This window comes from Plantactinospora sp. KLBMP9567 (genome assembly GCF_033446045.1).
Taxonomy (GTDB): domain Bacteria; phylum Actinomycetota; class Actinomycetes; order Mycobacteriales; family Micromonosporaceae; genus Plantactinospora.
Genome location: NZ_JAWQRR010000023.1, coordinates 38,232 through 59,475 on the forward strand (window position 1 = coordinate 38,232; position 21,244 = coordinate 59,475).

General features: G+C 72.8%; 15 protein-coding genes and 3 pseudogenes. 13 read left to right on the plus strand and 5 right to left on the minus strand.

Features of this window, described 5'->3' with window-relative positions:
• Positions 1-525 precede the first annotated feature (525 nt).
• A pseudogene (locus R6Y94_RS19330) lies at positions 526-1,290 on the minus strand (polyprenol monophosphomannose synthase); the annotation flags it as partial.
• Positions 1,291-1,569: 279 nt separating this feature from the next.
• On the opposite strand from R6Y94_RS19330, the pseudogene R6Y94_RS19335 reads away from it, so the two are divergent.
• Positions 1,570-3,312 (plus strand): annotated as a pseudogene (locus R6Y94_RS19335) (HAD-IIIA family hydrolase); the annotation flags it as partial.
• Positions 3,313-3,386: 74 nt separating this feature from the next.
• Here the strand turns inward: R6Y94_RS19335 and R6Y94_RS45170 are convergent.
• A pseudogene (locus R6Y94_RS45170) lies at positions 3,387-3,602 on the minus strand (hypothetical protein); the annotation flags it as partial.
• Between R6Y94_RS45170 and R6Y94_RS19340 the strand changes: the two are divergent.
• From R6Y94_RS19340 to R6Y94_RS19370, 7 genes are all read left to right on the plus strand, one after another.
• Complete coding sequence (locus tag R6Y94_RS19340) at positions 3,540-4,517, plus strand: glycosyltransferase (protein ID WP_318397282.1); 978 nt, start codon at positions 3,540-3,542, stop codon at positions 4,515-4,517. The pseudogene R6Y94_RS45170 and the gene R6Y94_RS19340 overlap by 63 nt on opposite strands.
• A complete protein-coding gene (locus tag R6Y94_RS19345; protein ID WP_318397283.1) occupies positions 4,502-5,722 on the plus strand; it encodes a glycosyltransferase in 1,221 nt (406 codons plus the stop codon). Before R6Y94_RS19340 ends, R6Y94_RS19345 begins: the two co-directional genes overlap by 16 nt.
• A complete protein-coding gene (locus tag R6Y94_RS19350; protein WP_318397284.1) occupies positions 5,719-6,480 on the plus strand; it encodes an SIS domain-containing protein in 762 nt (253 codons plus the stop codon). The genes R6Y94_RS19345 and R6Y94_RS19350 overlap by 4 nt, the downstream gene beginning before the upstream one ends.
• A gap of 11 nt (positions 6,481-6,491) precedes the next feature.
• A complete protein-coding gene (locus tag R6Y94_RS19355; protein ID WP_412102819.1) occupies positions 6,492-8,090 on the plus strand; it encodes a PfkB family carbohydrate kinase in 1,599 nt (532 codons plus the stop codon).
• Between the two features lie 101 nt (positions 8,091-8,191).
• A complete protein-coding gene (locus R6Y94_RS19360; RefSeq protein WP_318397500.1) occupies positions 8,192-8,860 on the plus strand; it encodes an SDR family oxidoreductase in 669 nt (222 codons plus the stop codon).
• Positions 8,857-9,819, plus strand: coding sequence for a glycosyltransferase family 9 protein (locus tag R6Y94_RS19365; RefSeq protein WP_318397286.1), 963 nt, complete (start codon positions 8,857-8,859; stop codon positions 9,817-9,819). Before R6Y94_RS19360 ends, R6Y94_RS19365 begins: the two co-directional genes overlap by 4 nt.
• Entirely contained in the window at positions 9,803-10,783 is a 981-nt protein-coding gene (locus R6Y94_RS19370; RefSeq protein WP_318397501.1) for a DNA topoisomerase IB, read from the plus strand. The genes R6Y94_RS19365 and R6Y94_RS19370 overlap by 17 nt, the downstream gene beginning before the upstream one ends.
• Before the next feature lie 177 nt (positions 10,784-10,960).
• Here R6Y94_RS19370 and R6Y94_RS19375 read toward each other — a convergent pair whose 3' ends face one another.
• Positions 10,961-11,107 carry a hypothetical protein gene (locus R6Y94_RS19375; RefSeq protein ID WP_318397516.1) on the minus strand — a complete coding sequence of 49 codons (147 nt, stop codon included), beginning with the start codon at positions 11,105-11,107 and terminating at the stop codon, positions 10,961-10,963.
• Positions 11,108-11,608: 501 nt separating this feature from the next.
• Here R6Y94_RS19375 and R6Y94_RS19385 point away from each other — a divergent pair.
• Together R6Y94_RS19385 and R6Y94_RS19390 are read left to right on the plus strand one after the other, a co-directional pair.
• Positions 11,609-12,376, plus strand: a complete 768-nt coding sequence (locus R6Y94_RS19385; protein ID WP_318397287.1) for a DUF5753 domain-containing protein — start codon at positions 11,609-11,611, stop codon at positions 12,374-12,376.
• The gene (locus tag R6Y94_RS19390; RefSeq protein WP_318397288.1) at positions 12,364-12,555 is read left to right on the plus strand and encodes a DUF397 domain-containing protein; all 192 of its coding nucleotides are present in this window, start codon (positions 12,364-12,366) and stop codon (positions 12,553-12,555) included. The genes R6Y94_RS19385 and R6Y94_RS19390 overlap by 13 nt, the downstream gene beginning before the upstream one ends.
• Before the next feature lie 63 nt (positions 12,556-12,618).
• Here the strand turns inward: R6Y94_RS19390 and R6Y94_RS19395 are convergent, their stop codons facing one another.
• Together R6Y94_RS19395 and R6Y94_RS19400 are read right to left on the minus strand one after the other, a co-directional pair.
• Positions 12,619-13,125 (minus strand): hypothetical protein, encoded by a 507-nt coding sequence (locus R6Y94_RS19395; protein WP_318397289.1) that lies wholly within the window; start codon positions 13,123-13,125, stop codon positions 12,619-12,621.
• A gap of 112 nt (positions 13,126-13,237) precedes the next feature.
• Complete coding sequence (locus R6Y94_RS19400; protein WP_318397290.1) at positions 13,238-14,941, minus strand: RecQ family ATP-dependent DNA helicase; 1,704 nt, start codon at positions 14,939-14,941, stop codon at positions 13,238-13,240.
• A 490-nt stretch (positions 14,942-15,431) separates the two neighbouring features.
• On the opposite strand from R6Y94_RS19400, the gene R6Y94_RS19405 reads away from it, so the two are divergent.
• From R6Y94_RS19405 to R6Y94_RS19415, 3 genes are all read left to right on the plus strand, one after another.
• Positions 15,432-17,666, plus strand: a complete 2,235-nt coding sequence (locus R6Y94_RS19405) for a YncE family protein (RefSeq protein WP_318397291.1) — start codon at positions 15,432-15,434, stop codon at positions 17,664-17,666.
• Between the two features lie 147 nt (positions 17,667-17,813).
• The gene (locus R6Y94_RS19410) at positions 17,814-19,196 is read left to right on the plus strand and encodes a multicopper oxidase domain-containing protein (RefSeq protein ID WP_318397292.1); all 1,383 of its coding nucleotides are present in this window, start codon (positions 17,814-17,816) and stop codon (positions 19,194-19,196) included.
• A 156-nt stretch (positions 19,197-19,352) separates the two neighbouring features.
• On the plus strand, positions 19,353-21,242 hold the full coding sequence (locus R6Y94_RS19415; RefSeq protein ID WP_318397293.1) for a FixH family protein: 1,890 nt from the start codon (positions 19,353-19,355) through the stop codon (positions 21,240-21,242).
• Positions 21,243-21,244 lie beyond the last annotated feature (2 nt).

Here is a 21,244-nt window from a genome sequence, read left to right on the forward strand (position 1 = left end):
GGTGGCCTTCGCCGGCTTGGTGGCCGTCGCAGCCTTGGTGGCCTTCGTCGCGGTCGTCGCCTTCGTGGCCTTCGTGGCCGTCGCAGCCTTCGTGGCCTTCGCAGCCTTCGTGGCCTTCGCAGCCTTCGTAGCCTTCGTAGCCTTCACCGGCTTCGTGACCGCCGGCTCCGGAAGCTCTGCGGGCTCGTCGATATCCGGCGGCTCCGTGACCGCCAGCGACGCGGGGACCTTCACCGACGCCGGGACGTCGTTCGGCCGCGGAACCTCGACCGACGCCGGGACGTCGTTCGACTCCGGGCTCTCGGTGTACGCCGGGACGTCGTTCGGCCGCCGAACCTCGACCGACGCCGGGACGTCGTTCGACTCCGGGCTCTCGGTGTACGCCGGGACGTCGTTCGGCCGCCGAACCTCGACCGACGCCGGGACGTCGTTCGACTCCGGAATCCCGGTGTACGCCGGGACAAGGTTCGATTCGGGAACCTCGGTCGGCGCCGGGATCTGGTCGGCACGGGGAGCCCGGGGCGAGCGGGTGATGTTGCGGTGCCGGCCGCGCAGCTTGAACGGCATCAACGCGCTTTCGATCTTGGTCGCGGTGGTCATCTTCGAGTCGCCGTCCAGGCGCTCCTGGAACCGGATCGGCACCTCCAGGATGGTGTGGCCGAGCTTGGTGGCCAGGTAGTGCATTTCGACCTGGAAGCTGTATCCGTTCGACTGCACCCGGTGCAGGCCGATGTCGCGCAGCGCGTCCGCCCGCCAGATCTTGAAGCCGGCGGTGAGGTCCCGGATCCGCACCTGGAGCAGGGTGTGCACGTAGAAGTTGGCCCAACCGCTGAGCGCGCGCCGGTAGAGCGGCCACGCCTCGTCGAGCTGCCCGCCCGGGACGTACCGGGAGCCGATCACCACACCGGCCCGGGTGGAGAGCAGCGAACCGAGCATCCCGGGCAGCGCCTCCGGCGGGTGGGACAGGTCGGCGTCCATCTGCGCCACATAATCCGCACCGGCCTCCAGGGCCCGGCTCATCCCGTCGACGTACGCCCGCCCGAGCCCTTCCTTGCCCGCCCGGTGCAGCACCTGGATCCGCTCCGGGTGCTCGATCGCGAGCTTGTCCGCGACCTCGCCGGTGCCGTCCGGGGAGTTGTCGTCGGCGACGAGGATGTTCAGCCCAGGTAGCGGCAGCGCGAGCAGTCGCTCGACCAGCACAGGAAGGTTCCCCGCCTCGTTGTAGGTGGGGACGACGACGGTCAGGCGAGCGTCCCGCCATGGAGAGGGCAGCTGTACGGGTTCGATCATCGGGGCATCCTCGGTTGGCCGACAGCGGTCAGGGGCAAAGCCTAACTTGACGCATCGCGCGGGCCACCACACGGGCCGGAGCCGGCAAATCGGCCCGGACCTCGGTGAACACCATGGGGGCGGCCGGAAAAACCGGGCCGGCGCCCGGGTAACGGTTCGGGCTCTGGATAGCGGCGACCCGGCCGGGGTATGCGGACTGACGACGACGGCCGGGGTGGACCGCAGGCCCGACGGGTGACGTCGGACGGGTCCGGCGCGCCCGTCCGGCCGGCGGAATTGATGTTTACTTCTCCTGCGCCAGGGAACCCGCCGGCCGTGCGCAACGACCAGGTCGACCCGCATCAGTGCAGGTCAGGGGCACCGCACGGTGGCCCGGCCGGGGTGTGGGCCACGGCCGGTCTGTTCGACGCGGTGCTCTTCGACCGGGACGGCACGCTGGTGCACGACGTGCCGTACAACGGGGATCCGAGGTTGGTCCGGCCGATGCCGGGTGCCCGGGAGGCCCTCGACCGGCTGCGCGCCGCAGGGCTGCGGTTGGGGGTGGTGACGAACCAGTCCGGGGTGGCCCGTGGCCGGTTCAGTTCCGCCGATCTGGCCCGGGTCAACGCCCGGGTCGACGAGCTTCTGGGCCCGTTCGACACCTGGCAGGTCTGCCCGCACGCTGAACCGGCCCCCGGTGAACACGGCTGCCGTTGCCGTAAGCCCGCGCCCGGGATGCTCTGGGACGCGGCCCGGGCGCTCGGCACCGAGCCGACCCGCTGCGTACTCGTCGGCGACATCGGCGCCGACATGATCGCGGCCGGCGCGGCCGGGGCGAGCGCGGTACTGGTACCGACGCCGGTCACCCGCCCGGACGAGGTCGCGGCGGCTCCGGCCGTCGCCGGTGACCTGCGGGGCGCGGTCGACCTGATCCTGCGCCGGCACCGGTCCACGCTGGGCAACCCGGCTGCCGGTGTCCCACCTCGGCGCCCCCGCTGCGTCCTGGTGGCCCGACCGGACTCGGCCGGGGACGTGCTGGTGACCGGCCCGGCGATCCGGGCCGTCGCGGCCGGGGCCGACCGGGTGGTGCTGCTCTGCGGGCCGCGTGGCCGGGCCGCCGCCGAACTGCTGCCCGGCGTGGACGAGCTGGTCGAGTGGCGGCTTCCCTGGATCGACCCGGAACCCGGCCCGGTCGACCGGGCCGAGGTGGACCGGCTGACCGCCCGGCTCGCCGCCACCGGTGCCGAGGAGGCGGTGCTGTTCACCTCGTTCCACCAGTCCGCGCTGCCGCTCGCCCTGGTGCTGCGGATGGCCGGGGTGGACCGGATCTCGGCGATCAGCCCGGACTATCCGGGCTCGCTGCTCGACGTGCGGCACCGCGTCTCGCCGGGGATGCCCGAGGCCGAGCGGGCGCTGTCGCTGGCGGCGGCGGCGGGATTCGTACTGCCACCGGGGGACGAGCCGGTGCTGCGGCTGCGCGCCGAGGCGGGTACGGCGCCGGCCGACGGTGTGCTGCCCGACCCGGGGTACATCGTGCTGCACCCCGGGTCGTCGGTGCAGGCCCGAGCCTGTCCGCCCGAACTCTGTGCCGAGATCGTCACGGCGCTGACCGGCGCCGGGCACCGGGTGGTGGTGACCGGCGGTCCCGGGGAGCGGACGCTGACCGCCCGGGTCGCCGGGCGTACCGGGATCGACCTGGGCGGGCAGACCTCGCTGACCGGGCTGGCGGCGATCATCGCCCGGGCGGGTTGCCTGGTCGTCGGCAACACCGGACCGGCGCACCTGGCCGCCGCGCTCGGCGTACCGGTGGTGAGCCTCTTCGCCCCGACCGTTCCGTTCGGACAGTGGGGGCCTTACCGGGTGCCGGCCGTACGGCTCGGTGCCGCCGTCGCCGACTGCCGGCACACCCGGGCCACCACCTGTCCGGTACCCGGCCACCCGTGCCTGTCCGGCATCGAGCCGCGCGAGGTGGTCGAGGCGGTCCGGCTGCTCGGCGCCCCGACGGCACCCCCGGCCGCCCCAGCCGGTCCGGCCCGGTCCGGCCCGCTGTGGTCCGGTCCGGCCAGATCCGGTCCGGCCAGATCCGACCCGGCCAGATCCGACCCGGCCAGATCCGACCCGGCCAGATCCGACCCGGCCAGATCCGACCCGGCCAGATCCGACCCGGCACGCTCCGGTCCGGCGCTCTCCGGTCCGGCGCTCTCCGCTCCGGCACGCTCCAATCTCGCGCCGTCCGGCACAGTGCGCTGCGGAGCCGAGGAGGTGCGGCCGTGAACATCCTGCTCTGGCACGTGCACGGCTCCTGGACCACCGCCTTCGTGCACGGCAAGCACCGCTATCTCGTCCCGGTCACCCCGGACCGCGGCCCGTACGGACTGGGCCGGGCCCGCACCTACCAGTGGCCGGACACGGTCGACGAGGTGACCCCGGAGGAACTGTCCAACGCCGACGTCGACCTGGTGATCCTGCAACGGCCGGAGGAGATCGACCTGGTCGCGCAGTGGCTGGGCCGGCGGATCGGCCGGGACCTGCCGGCGATCTTCGTCGAACACAACACCCCGAAGCAGGGGGACGTGCCGAACAGCCGGCACCCGCTGGCCGACCGGGACGACCTGCTTATCGCGCACGTCACGCACTTCAACGCGCTGTACTGGGACACCGGCAGCACCCGGACCACGGTTGTCGAGCACGGCATCGTGGCACCGACCGCGCACTACACCGGTGAACTCGACCGGCTCGCGGTGGTGGTCAACGAGCCGGTACGGCGCTGGCGGGTCACCGGCACCGACCTGCTGCCACTCTTCGCCGAGATCGCCCCGCTCGACGTCTTCGGCATGGGTGTGGCCGGGCTGCCGGACCGGCTGGGACTGCCGGCCGACCGGCTCGCCGTCTACGACGACCTGCCGCAGGGTCGGATGCAGGCGGAGATCGCCCGGCGGCGGGCGTACCTGCACCTGTGCCGGTGGACGTCGCTGGGGCTGAGCCTGATCGAGGCGATGACCATGGGCATGCCGGTGGTGGTACTCGCCGCCACCGAGGCGGTCGAGGCGGTGCCGCCGGAGGCGGGTGTGCTCTCCACGCGGCTCGACACCCTGCTGGCGGCCACCCGACAGCTCGTCGAGGAGCCCGACACCGCCCGCCAGCTCGGGGAGCAGGCCCGCGAGGTCGCGCAGGCCCGGTACGGCCTGGACCGGTTCCTCACCGACTGGGACCGGTTGCTGGAGGAGGAACTATGCGCGTCGCGATGATCTCCGAGCACGCCAGCCCGCTCGCGGTACTCGGCGGTGAGGACGCCGGCGGCCAGAACACGCACGTCGCCGAACTCTCCGCCGCGCTCGCCGACGCCGGCCACGAGGTGCGGGTCTACACCCGGCGGGACACCCCGGACGCGCCCGAAGCGGTACGGCTGCGCGACGGGGTCGAGGTGGTGCACGTACCGGCGGGGCCGCCGCAGCCGATCGCCAAGGACGAGCTGCTGCCGTACATGAAGGACTTCAGCCGCTGGCTGGTGGCGCGCTGGCGCGGCGACGAGTGGGTGCCGGACGTCGCGCACGCGCACTTCTGGATGAGCGGGCTGGCCGGGATCGCCGCCGGCCGGCAGACCGGGATTCCGGTGGTGCAGACCTACCACGCGCTCGGCACGGTGAAGCGGCGGCACCAGGGCGCCGCCGACACCAGCCCGGCCCGCCGGGTCGGCTACGAGCGGGCGCTGGGCCGGGCGGTCGACCGGGTCATCGCGCAGAGCCAGGACGAGGTTCGTGAACTGGTCCGGATGGGCGTGCCGCAGGCCCGGGTGACGGTGATCCCGTCCGGGGTCAACGACGAGACCTTTTCGCCGGACGGCCCGTCCGTGCCCCGGGTGCCCGGCCGGCCCCGGATCCTCACCGTCGGCCGGCTGGTGGAGCGGAAGGGCTACCAGGACGTGATCCGGGCGATGCCGATGGTCCCGGACGCCGAGTGCGTGGTGGTCGGCGGTCCGCCGGCCGGCGAGGTCGACGACGACCCCCAGGTCCGCCGGCTGCGGGCACTCGCCGAGGAGGTCGGGGTGGCCGACCGGGTACGCCTGATCGGCGCGGTGCCCCGCGAGGAGATGCCGTACTGGTACCGGTCGGCGGACGTGCTGGTCGCCGCCCCCTGGTACGAGCCGTTCGGGCTGACCCCGCTGGAGGCGATGGCCTGTGGCGTGCCGGTGGTCGGTACCGCCGTCGGCGGGCTCACCGACACGGTCGCGGACGGGCGCACCGGCGACCTGGTGCCGGCGCGCGATCCCGGGGCGCTCGGCACCGCCCTGCGGGACCTGCTCGCCGACCGGGTACGCCGGTTCGGCTACGCCGCCGCCGCGCTGGACCGGGCCCGCCGCTGGTACTCCTGGACGCGTACCGCCGACCAGATCGCCGCCGTCTACACCGCGGTCAGCGAGGTGCGCCGGCCGAGCGGGGTGGTCGCCGGATGACCGCGTCGATGGAGGTGCTGGACAGCCACCTGGCCGGGCTCGCCTCCGCGCTGCTGCCGTACCGGACCGAGGCCGCCCGGCTGGCCCGCTGGGGCGACGAACTCGCCCGGCTGCTCGCCGGCGGCGGTCGGATCCTGGTCGCCGGCAACGGCGGCAGCGCGGCCGAGGCGCAACACCTCGCCGCCGAGCTGGTCGGCAAGCTGCGCGACGACCGGGCCCCGCTGTCGGCGATCGCGCTCTGCGCCGAGACCTCCTCGCTGACCGCTATCGGCAACGACTACGGCTTCGACGAGGTCTTCGCCCGGCAGGTACGCGCGCACGGCCGCCCCGACGACGTCCTGCTGCTGCTCTCCACCAGCGGGCGCAGCGCCAACCTGGTCCGGGCGGCCCGGGCCGGTCGGGAGCTGGGGATGCGCTGCTGGGCGCTGACCGGCCCGACCCCGAACCCGCTCGCCGACGCCTGCACGGAGGTGCTCGCCGTGCCCTGCCCGGACAGCCAGGTGGTGCAGGAACTCCACCTGGTCTCGGCGCACGTGCTCTGCGGCTACGTCGACGCGTACCTGCCGGTGCCGTTCGGCCCGGCCAGCCACGCCGGTCCGGTCCCGGCGGTGGCCCGGGCGGCGGCCTCGCCCGGTGCCGGCCCCGATCCGGTACGCCCGGCCGGCGCCGGCCCGGTACGCCCGTCCGGGGTCGAGGACGAGTTGGTGCTGCGGGTGCCGGGGACGCTCCGGCCGGCCGGGCCCGAGGAGGTGCCGTGACCGGGACGATCGTGGTTGTCGGCGACACGCTGCTCGACCGGGACGTGGAGGGCGTGGTCAACCGGCTCTGCCCGGACTCGCCGGTGCCGGTGCTGGACGAGAACAACAGCGTCGACCGGCCGGGCGGTGCCGGGCTGGCCGCGCTCTTCGCCGCCGGGCGCGGCTACGAGGTCGCCCTGGTCACCGCGCTCGCCGACGACGAGGGGGCGGCCCGGCTGAGTCACCTGCTCACCGCGGCCGGGGTGCAGGTCTACGGGCTGCCGCTGCCCGGAGCCACCCCGGAGAAGATCCGGCTGCGCACCCGGGGCCGGGTGCTGCTCCGGCACGACCGGGGCGGTCCGGCCGGGCCACCCGGAGAGCCGAGCGAGGCCGTACTCGACCTGCTGGCCGGGGCGGCCGGGATCCTGGTCAGCGACTACGGCCGGGGCGTGGCCCGGCTGCCGGCCCTGCGTACCGCGCTGGCCGGCACCGCCGCGCCGATCGTCTGGGATCCGCATCCGCGCGGTCCGGCGGCGGTGCCCGGCGTACGGCTGGCCACCCCGAACGAGGTGGAGGCCCGGGAACTCGCCGGGGTGGCGACCGGCGGCTCCCGGCTGGTCAGCGCGGCTCGGTGCGCCCAGGCGCTGCGCCAGCGCTGGCGGGTCGGTGCGGTGGTGGTGACGATGGGTGGCGAGGGCGCGCTGCTCTGCCACGCCGGGTCGACGCCGCTGGCGGTGCCGTCGCCGACCTGCGCCGACGGCGACACCTGCGGTGCCGGTGACCGGTTCGCCGCCACCGCCACCGTGGCGCTGGCCGACGGGGCGCTGGTCTCCGAGGCGGTGCAGCTTGCCGTCGCCGAGGCGTCCGGCTATGTGGCGGCCGGCGGGGTGGCCAGTGCCGTACCGGCGGCTCCGGCCCGGGGCGCGACGGTGCGTACCGGAGCAGGGCCGGCTTCCGGCGGCCCCGGCGCGATGCCCGACGGCTCCCGGGCGGCTCCCGGCGACCCGGTCCCGGCGGCTTCCGGCGACGGTGCCGGTGCAATGGGGCGGCCCGGTGAGCTGGGACGCGGCCGTACCGGGGCTGCTGCTCACCAACTGGACACCGTGCCGATCACGGCGGTGGACTGGAGTGACCGGATCGGCCCCCGGGCCGCCGGTGAGGTGGTCGCCCGGGTCCGGGCCGCCGGCGGCACGGTGGTGGCCACCGGCGGCTGCTTCGACCTGCTGCACGCGGGGCACGTGGCAACCCTGGAGGCGGCCCGGCAACTCGGCGACTGCCTGGTCGTCTGCGTCAATTCCGACGACAGCGTGGCCGGGCTCAAGGGTCCGGACCGGCCGCTGGTCCGGCACGCCGACCGGGCTCGGCTGCTGGCCGCGCTCGGCTGCGTGGACGCGGTGGTGGTCTTCGACGAGTCCACCCCGCACGCGGCGCTGGCCTGGCTGCGGCCGGACATCTGGGTCAAGGGCGGCGACTATGGCACCGGTGCCGACGGGCCGGACCTGCCGGAGGCCGAGATCATGCACCGCTGGGGCGGCCACACCGTCGTGGTGCCCTATCTGGACGGGCGCTCCACCACCGGGATGATCGCCGCCGCCCGGGCCGGCCGCCGACCGGTGGGACGGGCCCGGTGAGCGGCGGACTCGACGGGGCCGGCGGCGCGCTGTCCGGCCGGCCCGGTGACGTCTCGTCGGCCACCGGTGCCGCCGCCGCTGCCGGTGCCCTCGGCGGTGCGGTGCTGGTCAGCGGCGGGTCCAGCGGGCTCGGCGCGGCGGTGGTGGCCGCGATCGCCAACTCGGGCGGGCGACCGCTGGTGCTCGACCGGCAGCCGCCGGTCGCGCCCACCCCGTGGCTGCACTGCGACCTCGCGGATACCCGGGCCGCCGAGGCGGCGACCCGGCAACTCGCCGAGCAGGCCGGCGGACTCGCCGGGGTGGTCACCGCCGCCGGAGTCGACGTGCCGGGACGGCTCGGTGAGGTGCCGGCGGAGACCTGGGAACGGGTCGTCACCGTCGACCTGCTGGCCACCGCCGCCGTCATCCGGGCCGCACTGCCCTATCTGGAACGCTCGCGCGGCACGGTGGTCACCGTCGCCTCGACCCTCGGCGTCAAGGCGGTCGGGGACGCCACCGCGTACTGCGCGGCCAAGTTCGGGGTGGTGGGCTTCACCCGGGCGCTCGCCGCCGAACTGGCCGGGACGGTCGGGGTGACGCTGCTGGTGCCGGGCGGGATGCGTACGGCCTTTTTCGACGAGCGCGACCCGCAGTACCGGCCGGGTGACGACGCCGCGCTGAACGAGCCGGCACACGTCGCCGACGCCGTACTCTTCGCCCTGCGCCAGCCGCCCGGATGCGCGATCCGGGAGATGGTGGTCTGCGCCGACCGGGAAACGTCCTATCCGTGATCCTGGTGCTGCGGGCGCTCGGGGTGGGTGACCTGGCGACGGCGGTGCCGGCGCTGCGCGGGCTGCGCGCCGCGTTTCCGGAGCACACCCTGACGGTGGCCGCCCCGGACTGGCTCACCCCGCTGGTGGAACTGGTCGGCGACGTGGACAACGTGGTGCCGACCGACGGGCTGGACCCGGTCGACTGGGCCGGGCCGGCACCGTACTGGGCGGTCAACCTGCACGGTCGGGGTCCGCAGTCGCACCGGCTGCTCGCCGCCGCCGACCCGGAACGGCTCTGCGGCTACCACTGTGCCGAGGCCGGCCACCACGACGGCCCGGCCTGGCGGGCGGAGGAGCACGAGGTACGCCGCTGGTGCCGGCTGCTGAGCTGGTACGGCGTCGAGTGCGACCCGGACGACCTGGACCTGCACCGCCCGGCGCCCCGGCGGGTGCCGGTCGGGGTGACCGTCGTGCACCCCGGCGGCAAGGGCACCGCGCGCCGCTGGTCGGCGGCCCGGTTCGGCACGCTGGCTCGGGAGCTGACCCGGGCCGGGCACCGGGTGGTGGTGACCGGCTCACCCGATGAGCGGCACCTGACCGAACGGGTGGCGAGCAGCGCCGGACTGCCGGCGACGGCGGTACTCGCCGGCCGGCTCACCCTGCTGGAGTTGGCCGCCGTGGTCGCGCACGCCCGCCTGGTGCTGAGTACGGACACCGGCGTCGCGCACCTGGCCACCGCGTACCGGACGCCGTCGGTGGTGCTGTTCGGGCCGATTCGGCCGCAGCTCTGGGGCCCGCCGCCGAACCGGCCATGGCATCGTGCCCTGCACCGGGCGGCGGGGTTCACCGGAGCCCGGGAGCCGGCCGACCGCTCACAGATCCACCCGGGGCTCGCCGCGATCGGAGTGGACGAGGTGTTGGCGGCGGCGGATGAGGTTGAACGGGTGGGGCGGGGTCGCCGTGCGGTTGCGGCGTAGTGACCTGTCGGCCCCCGGGTACGGACGGCGCCGGCACGGTCGCGGCGTGGTCTTCCTGGACACCGAGGGGCGGCCGATCCGGGACCGGGACGAGCTGACCCGGCTCCGTGAACTGGTGATCCCACCGGCCTGGAAGGACGTCTGGATCTGCCCGCATCCGGCCGGGCACATCCAGGCGGTCGGCATCGACGCGGCCGGTCGCCGGCAGTACCTCTACCACCCGACCTGGCGGCTCCGGCGTGACCAGGCGAAGTTCGACCACGTACTGGAGGTCGCCGCCCGGCTGCCGGTGCTGCGCGAACAGGTCTGCGCCGACCTGGCCGGGCGGGGACTGCGCCGTCCCCGGGTACTGGCGACGGTGGCTCGGCTGCTGGACATGGGCACCTTCCGGATCGGCAGCGACCAGTACGCGGCCGGCGACGACCCCACGTACGGGGTGGCCACCCTCCGGCCCGAGCACACCCGGTGCCGGCACGGCGCAGTGGTCTTCGCCTTTCCGGCCAAGGGGGGCATCGACCAGGTGCTCCGGATCGACGACACCGAGGCGTGCCGGGTGCTGCGGGAACTGCGCCGACGCAGGCGCGCTGCCCAGCGGCTCTTCGGCTACTGGGACGGCCGGAGCTGGCGGGACGTCCGCAGCGACGAGGTCAACGACTACCTGCGGACGGCCAGCGGGGGTGAGATGACGGCGAAGGACTTCCGGACCTGGCACGCGACCCTGTGGGCGTCCCGGGCGCTCGCCGAGGCGGGGCCGCAGCAGTCGGTGACCGCCCGGCGCCGGGTGATCGCCGAGGCGATGCGCCGGGTCTCCGGCCGGCTCGGCAACACCCCGGCGGTGGCCCGGGCATCCTACGTGGACCCCCGTCTGATCGACCTCTACCAGAGCGGCACGGTCGCCGAGGTGACCCCGGACAGCACCGACGCCGACGCCGAACGCGCCGTACTCGCGCTGCTGGCCCGATAACTGGCGGGGCGCCGTCCTGCCCCTCTGCTGGCCCGGCACCTGACGCGCCGCCGGCTCGTCCGACGCCGGTCGCCGGCCGTGTCGTGGGGTCGTTCGCCCGGGGACGCCGGCTCACCTGTACGTCAGAGGCGCTACCGGCCAGTGGTAGCGCCTCTGACGTACAGGTGAGCGATGGCGTCAGCGGCCGTCGGGCAGCCAGCCGAGAAAGCGGGCGGTCAGGCCGTCCGGGTCGGCCTGGGGTTCGTCCGCCAGGGCCAGGGCCAGCTTGTTCGTCAGCATGCCGCGCAGTCCGGCGAGGTTGTCCCGGTAGGCGACGAGCAGCACGAGCCTGGCCGGTTGGCACGGCCACTTCGCGCCGCACTCGCGGCACAGGAACAGCGGACGGCTGGGGGAGGAGCCTGCGGGGCGCCCGGGTACGAGGGCTCGGAAACGACGGCCGCGCGGTGGGCGGTGCGGTCGAGCGGCGGCACCGTTGGCGAGTACGGCATCGGCACGAGGTCGATCGAGTCGGGGCAGCGCCAGCGCCACCCGCATCGGCAGTACCGCCAGAGTCGGCGCCAGTCGCGGCGGTGGCGCGGCCTGTCTCGCCGGATCGGTCGCATGCTGTCTCTCCCTCCGAGGCAATGGAGACGGGGGCGGCGCCAGGGCATCCCGACCCTGCTGGCGCCACCCCCGTCGGCAACCTCCGCCCGTCCTGGCGATGTGCTGCGGGTGATGGGTCCGAGCGGAGGCGCCATGGATTGAAGCCTGCGCCGCGTGATGGAACAATCACACCGCGCCACGGAATGGCCTTCATTCGTTGGGTACGTCCGGTTAGGAGCTGGAATGAACCACGCTCTCAAGGTTGCGATGGCCGAGGCCGGTCAGACGGCCGAATCGCTCGCCGGCCGGATCGGCGTGGATCCCAAGACGGCGGCGCGCTGGGTGACGCCCGGACGGATCCCGCAGACCCGGCATCGTGCCCAGGTCGCGGAAGCCGTCGGCAGGGACATAGGGGACCTTTGGCCGGACGTACTGCGTCGCCGCGAACCGGCCTGGCTGCGCGAGTGGCTCGAAATCGAGCGGGAGGCACGGTTACTCCGCTGGTTCGAGCCGGCGCTCGTGCCCGGCCTGTTGCAGACCGAGGCGTACGCGCGGGCCGTCCTCGGCTGGGGCGGCCTGATGACCACCGACGAGGTGGAGCAGCGTACCCAGTCCCGGATGGAGCGGCAGGGCATCCTCGCCGGATCGAAACCGCCGCAGTTCTTCGTCATGGTCGACGAGGCGGTGCTGCGCCGCTGCGTCGGCGGCCCGGCGGTCATGGCCGAACAGTGCGACCGCCTGGTCCAGTTCGCCGAACGCCCGCACATCCACCTCCAGGCGGTACCGGCCAGCGCCGGAGGCCACGTCGGGCTCGCCGGAGGTTTCATCCTGGCCAAGGGGCCGTCCGGGGAGGCGGCACACCTGGACGATCGGCTTCGCGCGCACGTCGTCACTCAACAGGACGAGATTGATACCCTCGAAGAGACATGGGAAGCCGTTCGGGCGGTAGCCCTGCCCACCGAGCAGACCCTCCGACTGATCAAGGAAGTGGCAGCGACATGGCAGACCTGACCGGAGCCATCTGGCGGAAGTCGACCCGCAGCAGCAACGGCGGGTCCACCTGCGTCGAGGTGGCGAAGAACCTCCCCGAGATCGTCGGCGTACGGGACAGCAAGGACCCGGCCGGACCGGCGCTGGCCTTCGGCCCGGCCGCCTGGCGCGCGTTCGTCCGCGACGTCCCGACCCGCTGACCCAGACAGGCAGCAGCACGCCCCCGTACCGGACCCGGTACGGGGGCGGTGTCGTTCCGGCGCTCAGTCGTTGAGTACGTGCGCCAGCTCGTCGCGGAAGCGTCGCTCCGACTCGGTCACCTCGTCGCCGCCGAGGCCGAGTACCCCGCCGGTCGACGCGGCGGTCACCACCTGCTCGGCGATGGTCAGCAGCCAGTGCCGGTACGCCCCGGCCTCGCCCTCGGAGACCCGGCCGGCGAGCAGCTTCGACGCGCTCTGCGCCCGGCTCAGTACGTCGGCGATCAGTGCCTTCGGGTCGTCCGGTTCGATCGCCGGCAGTTCCTCGCCCACCTCCGGGTCGCCGACCCGGGTGATCAGCTCCCCGGCGACGGCGGCGACCAGCGGGCTGGCCGACTCCCGTCCGGCGGCGATGCTCTCCAGCCCGGCGGCGTTCTCCGTCCGGGTCCGGCGGCCGCCGTCCGACTCCGCGGCACTGGCCGCGGTCAGCACCGACTGCGGCAGGCCCACGAGCAGCCCCCACTCGTCGTCGGAGAACCCGAACTCGCTCGCGTACAGCGGTTGCTCGGTCACGGCAACCTCCCTCCACTGAGAACAAACCATCACATCCCACGGCACGGCGTGGCCGAGGGCAAACCGAATCGCCGTACGGCGTCCTGTGACCCGTACCCCGGGACACCGTAGATCAGTCGTCTACCGGCTCCAGCAGGCCCTGCTCGCTGACCACCGGCACCGAGAGGGTCTTGTAGCCGACCTCGTCGAAGAGCACGGTCATCCGGTCGTCCTCGTAGCCGAGCACCATCCCGGAGCCCCACTCGGTGTGCCGGACCGCGCTGTGTACCGGAAAGGGCTCGTCGGCCTTCGGCCCGTTACGGCGACCTTGCCGGCCGGAGCCGCCGCCCCGGGTCGTACCGGTGCCGGTCGACGGCGCGGCGGCGTCCAGTCCGGCGTGGCAGTTGTCGCAGTGCCCGCAGGGTTTCGGCAGCCGCTCGCCGAAGTACGCCAGCAGGATCTGCCCCCGGCAGCTCCGGGTCTCGGCGAACGCCCGCATCATGTCGGTACGCGACCGCTGTACCGTCTGCTGCCGTTCCGCCTCGGCCAGCGCGGCGGTGGCCGCGTCGGCGGGCTTCGGAGCGTACCGGGGGCTGCCGAGCCGGTTGTCCGGGCGGGTGTCGGCGGCACCGACCTGTTCCAGCAGGGCGAGGAGTTGGCCGAGCTTGCGGGCGCCGAGTCCGGTCCGCTCCCGCAGCGCGCTCCGGGTGGTCGGGCCGTCCCGGAGCAGCGCGGCGAGGTCGCGCAGCTCCTCCGGGTCCGGGGCGCCGCCGGTGAAGTAGCGGCGCAGCCCGACGTCCTCGGCCCGCCACAGCAGCAGCGCGCGAGCCGGTTCGCCGTCCCGGCCGGCCCGGCCGATCTCCTGGAGATAGCTGTCCGGCGCGTCCGGCAGCGCCATGTGCGCCACCCAGCGGATGTCCGGCTTGTCGATGCCCATTCCGAACGCCGACGTGGCGACCATGATCGGTACCCGGTCGGCGAGGAAGTCCTCGTGCAGTTCCTCGCGGGCGCCGACCGGCATCCCGCCGTGGTAGTACTTCGCCGGGAAGTCGGCGCCGGTCAGCCGCTCGGCGAGTTCCTCGGCGGCCCGCCGGGTCGGCACGTAGACGATCCCGGGGCGGGACTCGGCGCGGAGCAGTGCGAGCAGCCGCCGCCACCGGTAGTCCTCGGTGGCGCAGTTCGCCACCTCCAGGAACAGGTTGGCCCGGTCCAGCCCGGAGACCACCACCCGGGGTCTGCGCAGGCCGAGCCGGCCGACGATGTCGTCCCGGACCGGCGGTGACGCGGTGGCGGTCAGCGCGACCACCGGCGGGCGGCCCAACTCGCGGATCAGGTGTCCCAGTGCCAGGTAGTCGGGGCGGAAGTCGTGCCCCCAGGCGGAGATGCAGTGCGCCTCGTCGACCGCGACCAGGGCCGGGCGCAGCGCGCGTACCTCGGCCAGCCGTTCCGGGTTGCTGAGCTGTTCCGGGGTGGTGAAGAGGAACCGGGCCCGGCCGGACCGGATCTCGTCCAGGGCGGCGGCCTGCTGCCCGGGGCTCTCCGCCGAGCTGATCCGTACCGCGCGCAGTTCCGGTCGGTCACGGTCGTTGAGCGCGGCGATCTGGTCCTGCTGGAGGGCCAGCAGCGGCGAGATCACCACCGTCGGTCCGGTCAGCAGCATCGCCGGTACCTGGTAGACGGCGGATTTTCCGGCCCCGGTCGGCAGTACGACGAGAGCGTCCCGGCGGCGCATCACCGCACGCATCGCCGTGAGTTGGTCGGGGCGCAACGATCGCCAGCCGAATCGGTGCCGGGCGGTACGGCGGAGCCGGGTGGCGTGCAGGGGTGGCAGCTTCATCGGTCGCCGGAGGTACCCCGACGGTCCCGCCCCGAAACGGCACCGGCGAAGCTCTCCGCACTTGTCGACCGACGACATCTCCACCTGGGCGCTCGCGACCGGGCCGGGTAACGTGGGTTGACGGCGGCCGGACCGGGCGCAGCGTCTCGGTCACGATCACGACCTCCTCGGTCCGCCGCGGTCTTCGGCGTCGCGTTCTCCGGTGTTTCGTCCCGCGCACATTCGCGACCAAAGCATTGAAGAGTTTCGTTAATCGAGTATTTCGCGCTTTCGGCGAACTCGTGTAACGGCCGGCTGGCCTGCTGGCGCTGTGGCCGGTTGAACAGACAGGCCGGCCACCGTCGGTCCCCCGGCGGCTGCGGTGGTGGGTCGCATCGACGCCTCCACCGCCGCAGATGTCTCTTGTCTAGGAGGAGCCCAGATGCATCCCCCACCTGATGGTGTGCGCGCCGCACGGAGAGAGGCCACTCGGAAACGATGGTCCTGGCTGATGGTGCCGACCCTGGTCATCGCCGGTCTCGGCGTACCGGTGTCGGTGCAGGCCAATCCGGTCGGCGTCGGCATTCCCGTCATGTTCGACCTCACCGACAACCAGGGCGCCTGGTTCGACACCGGCGCGACGCTGTTCGGCACGAACTCGCTGGGCGTCGCGGTGACGCCCCGGACGAGGCTCCTCGAGTTGCCGCTCGACTCCGTTCCGCTGCTCAACGGGAACCTCGGTGAGCTGGTCAACCTGCCCATCCTCGACGGTGAGGCGCCGCTGCTGGGCAGCCTCGGCGTCGACCTCACCACCCTGCTCAACCTGGATCAGCTCACCGACGCGATCGACGACGCGGGTGGGTTGCTCGGTTTCCTCAACCCCACCGTCCAGCAGGCCAAGGCACAGGTCGAGCAACTGCGGCAACAGATCGGTAGTCGCAGTTCGAGCGAGGCGATACCGCTGTCGAGCCTGCCGGTCGGGCTCAACCTGATGGAGACTCTGGAGGATCTGGGAGAGCTGGCGCCGCGTGACCTGAGCCTGACCCCGAAGGCGAAGTTCAAGGTGGCGGCACCGGAGGCGGGTTCCGCGCACTCGGTCACCAGTCTCATCTGGCCGGTCGGCGCGCAGGCGTTCGACCAGGGCAGCGCCTTCATCGGCGACGTCGAGACGTCGCTGGTCGAGCCGGGACTGTACGCCTGGGCGTGCAAGATCCATCCGTACATGCTCGGGGCGGTCGTGGTCGACGATCCGTTGACGCCCGGTCTCGACTTCGGCAAGCAGTTGAACGTCGCGGTCAAGGGCGGCATGGTGGTGCCGAGTTCCTCGGACGTGGTGCAGCAGTTGGTGCAGAAGTTCTTCCGGATCACTTCGCCGAGCAACTGGCAGAACTACAGCAACAGCGAGGAACGGCAGTGGAATCCGTCGTACCCGCCGGCACCGATCCTGATGTACGACGGCAGCGGCCAACCCGTGCTGGTCCCCCTGCTGGACGCCTTCTACGAGAGCAAGTTCGGCGAAGGAGTGACCCTGCCGGCGTTGACCCAGCGGCCGGCGGTGCCCGGGGTCGGCGAGGTCTGGATCGACACCCAGATGGAGAAGTACGCCGGCAAGACCAAATCGGGCGCGGCCACCAGAGTCGACGTGCAGAACTGGACGGTGGCCCGGAAGGTCGCGCTGCCGCAGATCAACATGAACAACCCGCACAACATGTGGAGCGACAAGGACGGTCAGTACATCTATCAGACGGAATGGTTCTCGGACCGGCTCACGGTGTTCAACCGGACGACCGGGCAGTTGGTCCGGACCATCCAGGTCGGTCCGGACCCGTCACACGTGATGACCCGGACCGATACCGACCAACTGCACGTGGCGATCAACGCCGGTAACGCCGTGGTCGAGTTGAGTCCCGGCGGGACGGCGATCGACCGGAGAATCCTGGTGCAGGGCCCGGGCCAGACCCCGGCGCACCCGCACGCGCACTGGATGAGCGCGGACGGCCAGACGATGGTGACGCCGAACGTCAACCATCACGATTCGACCGTGGTGGACGTGCCCACCGGCGGGATCACCAAGATGCAGACCGAGGAGTTGCCGATCGCGACCGGCATGATGCCGGACAGCTCCAAGTACTACGTGGCGAACTTCCTTGGCCAGAGCGTCTCCTGCATCTCGCTGGCCGGGCCCGCCTGCCGCTCCGACGGCGGAAGCGCGGTCGGCTACAAGGCGATCGACCTGTGGGACACGTACGACCCGGTCAGCGGCGCCACCAGCGGGCCGTTCGGCGGGCTGCCGATCCAGATCCCGGTCAGTCCGGACGGCCAGTACGTCCTGGTGGCCAACACGCTGACCAGCAACATCATGGTCATCGACACCGAGACGGACAGGGTCGTCAAGACCCTGGCCTGCGACTCCGGCTGCCACGGCATCAACTTCGGCGCCAAGCAGGGCGGCGGCTACTACGCGTACGTGTCGAGCAAGTTCTCCAACGCGATGTCGGTGGTCGACGGCGACCCCAACGGTGACGGCAATCCGATCGACGCGACGATCGTCGGCCGGATGGTGTTGAACTCCGGCCCCGGCACCGCCACCGACGACACCGTGACCGGCTACAACGGCCTCGGCGGTCAGGGCGTCTTCGCCTTCCCGATCGTCTACAACGGCTGGGTCCAGAACACCCCGGCCAGCATGGCCAACCAGCTCACCTGCGCGCAGCTCAACCCCATCAACACCGGCATCTGTTCCTAGCCGGACCCGCCTGAAGGGGAGGGAGGGACCGTAAAGCGGACGGTCCCTCCCTCGCTCAGGGCGGACAACACCGCGTGCTGCCGGGCAGCCGTCGTCGGCTGTTCGTGATGCCGCGCGCTCTCACCAGGGTAGATGAGGAGAGACCCCATGTCCGACCCGAGCTTGCCGGGCTGGCGCACCGCCGTCCGACAGGTGTTGAGAAGTACGTCCCCGCCGGTACGCCGGCTCGTCCTGGCCGCGTTGCTGGGCCTCGCGGTCGTCGCGGCAGGCGCGGCGATCTTCGTACCGCAGATGGCGATGGCCGCCAACCACACGGTTGTGATCAGGAACTTCGCGTTCAGCCCGGAGGTGCTCAACGTGGCCCCCGGCGACACGGTGACCTTCGTCAATCAGGAGACCGACGGAACGCTGCACATGATCCGGGGCGACTTCACGTCCCCGGACATGCCGCCCGGCGCGACCTTCACCGTGACGGTCAGCGCGGCCCGCTCGTACTCCTACTTCTGCGGCAACCATCCCTACATGCTCGGCACCATCAACGCGGGTACCGCACCGCCGACCACCGCCGGGCCGACCCCGACCACGCCCAGACCCACCACGCCGGGCCCGAGCCCGACGGTCGGTCCCACCGCCACACCGACGGTCGGTCCCACCGTGCCCCCGACCGCCACCCCCACCGGGCCACCCCCGGGCGCGCCGCCGTGCCAGAGCCCGACCGTCGGCGCCGCACAGGGTGACGGCACCCGGTTGGCGACCTTCGAGGTGATCGGCGGGGTGAAGGTGTTCAAGCTCTGTATGGCGCCGCTCGACCTGGAGGTGTCGGCCGGGGTGGTACGGCCGGCGTACGCGTTCAACGGCATAGTCCCGGGGCCCACCCTCAAGGTCAACGAGGGGGACCGGCTCCGGTTCATCGTGCAGAACAACCTGCCGGAGCACACCGCGGTGCACTGGCACGGCATGGAGTTGCCGAACTCGCAGGACGGGGTCCCGGACATCACCCAGCCGCACATCATGCCGGGGGAGATCTACACCTACGAGTGGACGGCGAAGACCACCGGCACCCACTGGTACCACTCGCACATGGGCGGCAACCAGGTCGGCAAGGGCCTCTACGGCGCCCTGCTGGTCACGCCGACGCTGGGTGACATCACCGCCGACCGGCACTACACCCTGGCCATCGGGGACGGCTCGAACGGCTTCACCCTGAACGGGAAGTCGTACCCGGCGACGGCGCCGCTGGCGGCGCGGGTGGGGCAACGGGTGCACATCCGGCTGGTCGGCACCGGTCCGGAGCAGATGCATCCGATGCACCTGCACGGCATGTCATTCCAGGTGGTCGCCCAGGACGGCGTCAAGCTCGGCACGCCGTACACGGCGGACACGGTGACGGTGGCGCCGGGGCAGACCTTCGACATCATTTTCCAGCCGAAGGAAGTCGGGAAGTGGCTGCTGCACTGCCACATCTTCTCGCACTCCGAAGGACCGGACGGGATGATCGGTCTGGTGACGGTCGTCGATGTAACCGCCTGACCGGTGGTGGCTCGTGGTCGCCCGACCGGTCGTCGATCCGACGGCCTGAGCACCTCGTCGCGATCGGCGTGACGGTTCCGCGTACCGGCCCGGTCCGGCCAACGCCCGGCCGGGCCGGTACTCCCGATCCCCAACCTCCCTATCGAAGGGCATCCGATGACCCGTCACCCGCTGCGTCCGCCCGGCGCCGTGACCAACGCCGGTTGGCTGCTGGCCAGGCTGGTGGCCACGGTGCTGGCCAGCCTGGTCGGCACCGTGCTGGTCTGGCTCGCCGCTCCGACACCGGCGTGGGCGCACGCCGACCTGATCCGGTCCACTCCGGCCGACGGACAGGTCTACCGGCGATCGCCGGAACGACTGCAACTACAGTTCACCGAGCCGGTCACGGTGGCGGTGGCGGGGTTCCGCCTGTACGACTCCGGGGGCGAGTTGGTGCCGACCGGTGAGCCGAGCCATCCGTCCGGGGACCGGACCACGGTCGACGTGCCGCTGCGCGGTGAACTGCCCGATGGCGGCTACGCAGTCTCCTGGCGGGTCATCTCCGCGGACAGCCATCCGGTGAGCGGTGCGTACACCTTCACGGTCGGCAGTGCCGGGACCGGTGCCACCGGGACGGGCCGGCCGCCGGGGGCGGGGTCGTCCGGATCCGCCACCGGCCCGGTGTACGGCATCGTCCGGTGGATCGCCTTCCTGGCCCTGGCCCTGCTGATCGGCGCCGCCTTCTTCGTCAGCCACGGCTGGCCGGTCGGTGCCGGGCGACGTGCGGTACGCCGCCTGATCTGGGCCGGCTGGGCAGCCTCGCTGGCCGGCGCCGTCGGAGCCTTCCTCAGCTACGGTCCGTACCTGGCAGACCTGCCGTTGGGCCGCACATTCGACCCCGACCTGCTGGCCAGCACCCTCGACACCCGGCTCGGCGCGGCCCTGCTGGTCCGGGTGGGGCTGCTGCTCCTGCTGGCACCGGCGCTGGTACTGCTGCTGCGCAGACTGGCCGCCGCCGGGGACCCGGCGGACCGGCGTACCGGATGGCTGCCGCCGGTCGCGGTCCTCGCCGCCGGGGCTGCCCTGGCGGCGACCTGGGGCGTGGCCAACCACAGCGCCGTCGGCGAGTTCACCGCGCTGGCCCTCGCCTCCGACGTGGTCCACCTGGTCGCGATGTCCGTCTGGCTCGGCGGCCTGGCGGTACTCGTGGGGGCACTGCTGCCGTCCCGGGACCTCGCCGCGATGCGGAGCGCGGTGCCGGTCTTCTCCCGCACCGCGATGATCAGCGTCGCGCTACTCGTCGCCACCGGCCTGTTCCAGCTCTGGCGACAGGTCCGGACCGTCCCGGCACTGCTGGAGACCCCGTACGGCCGGCTGCTGCTGGCCAAGCTGAGCGTCGTCCTCGTGCTGCTCGCCCTCGGCTACCTCGCCCGTTCCTGGGTGCACCGGCAGTACGCCGTGGGCGGGAGTGGCCGGCGGCCCGCCGGGCGGCGGGGCCATCCGGGTGGGCCCGATCCGCATCAGCTTTACCACTTCCAACGGCGGGTGTCGATGGAAGCCGGTCTCGGGCTGGCGGTACTGGGTCTGACCGCGGCACTGGTCGCGACGCCGCCGGCCAAGGTGGTGTACGAGGCCCGCCAGCGCGGCCCCGCCGGACTCGTCGACGGACGCGTCGGATCGGGCGGCGACGGTCGGCCGGCTCTCGCCCAGACCGACGGTACTCCGGCGGCACCGGAGATGATTCCGTTCGACACCGGCTCCGGGGCCGCCGCCACGGGCCTGCTCGCGATCGACGTGCTGCCGCGCCGGATCGGCCCGGCGACCGTGCACGTCTCGGTGCTGGACGCAACCCGCCGGGCCAGGGCGGTAGCCGAACTGCGGGTGTCGCTGCGGTTGCCCGCCAAGGACCTCGGCCCGCTCACCGTGCCGTTGACCAACGCCGGGCCAGGTCACTACCTCGGTACCGTCACGCTGCCGCTGCCCGGCCGATGGGAGATGGGGGTCACCGTACGGACGTCGGACGTGGACCAGACCACGGTGCGTACCGAGCTGGACGTCTCCGCCTGATC

Excerpts from the sequence above, each read along its gene's own strand:
- R6Y94_RS19345 (WP_318397283.1), top strand. The coding sequence starts at position 4,502 with ATGCGCGTCGCGATGATCTCCGAGCACGCCAGCCCGCTCGCGGTACTC.
- R6Y94_RS19350 (WP_318397284.1), top strand. The coding sequence starts at position 5,719 with ATGACCGCGTCGATGGAGGTGCTGGACAGCCACCTGGCCGGGCTCGCC.
- R6Y94_RS19385 (WP_318397287.1), top strand. The coding sequence starts at position 11,609 with ATGAACCACGCTCTCAAGGTTGCGATGGCCGAGGCCGGTCAGACGGCC.
- R6Y94_RS19390 (WP_318397288.1), top strand. The coding sequence starts at position 12,364 with ATGGCAGACCTGACCGGAGCCATCTGGCGGAAGTCGACCCGCAGCAGC.
- R6Y94_RS19400 (WP_318397290.1), bottom strand. The coding sequence starts at position 14,941 with ATGAAGCTGCCACCCCTGCACGCCACCCGGCTCCGCCGTACCGCCCGG.
- R6Y94_RS19405 (WP_318397291.1), top strand. The coding sequence starts at position 15,432 with ATGGTGCCGACCCTGGTCATCGCCGGTCTCGGCGTACCGGTGTCGGTG.
- R6Y94_RS19410 (WP_318397292.1), top strand. The coding sequence starts at position 17,814 with ATGTCCGACCCGAGCTTGCCGGGCTGGCGCACCGCCGTCCGACAGGTG.
- R6Y94_RS19415 (WP_318397293.1), top strand. The coding sequence starts at position 19,353 with ATGACCCGTCACCCGCTGCGTCCGCCCGGCGCCGTGACCAACGCCGGT.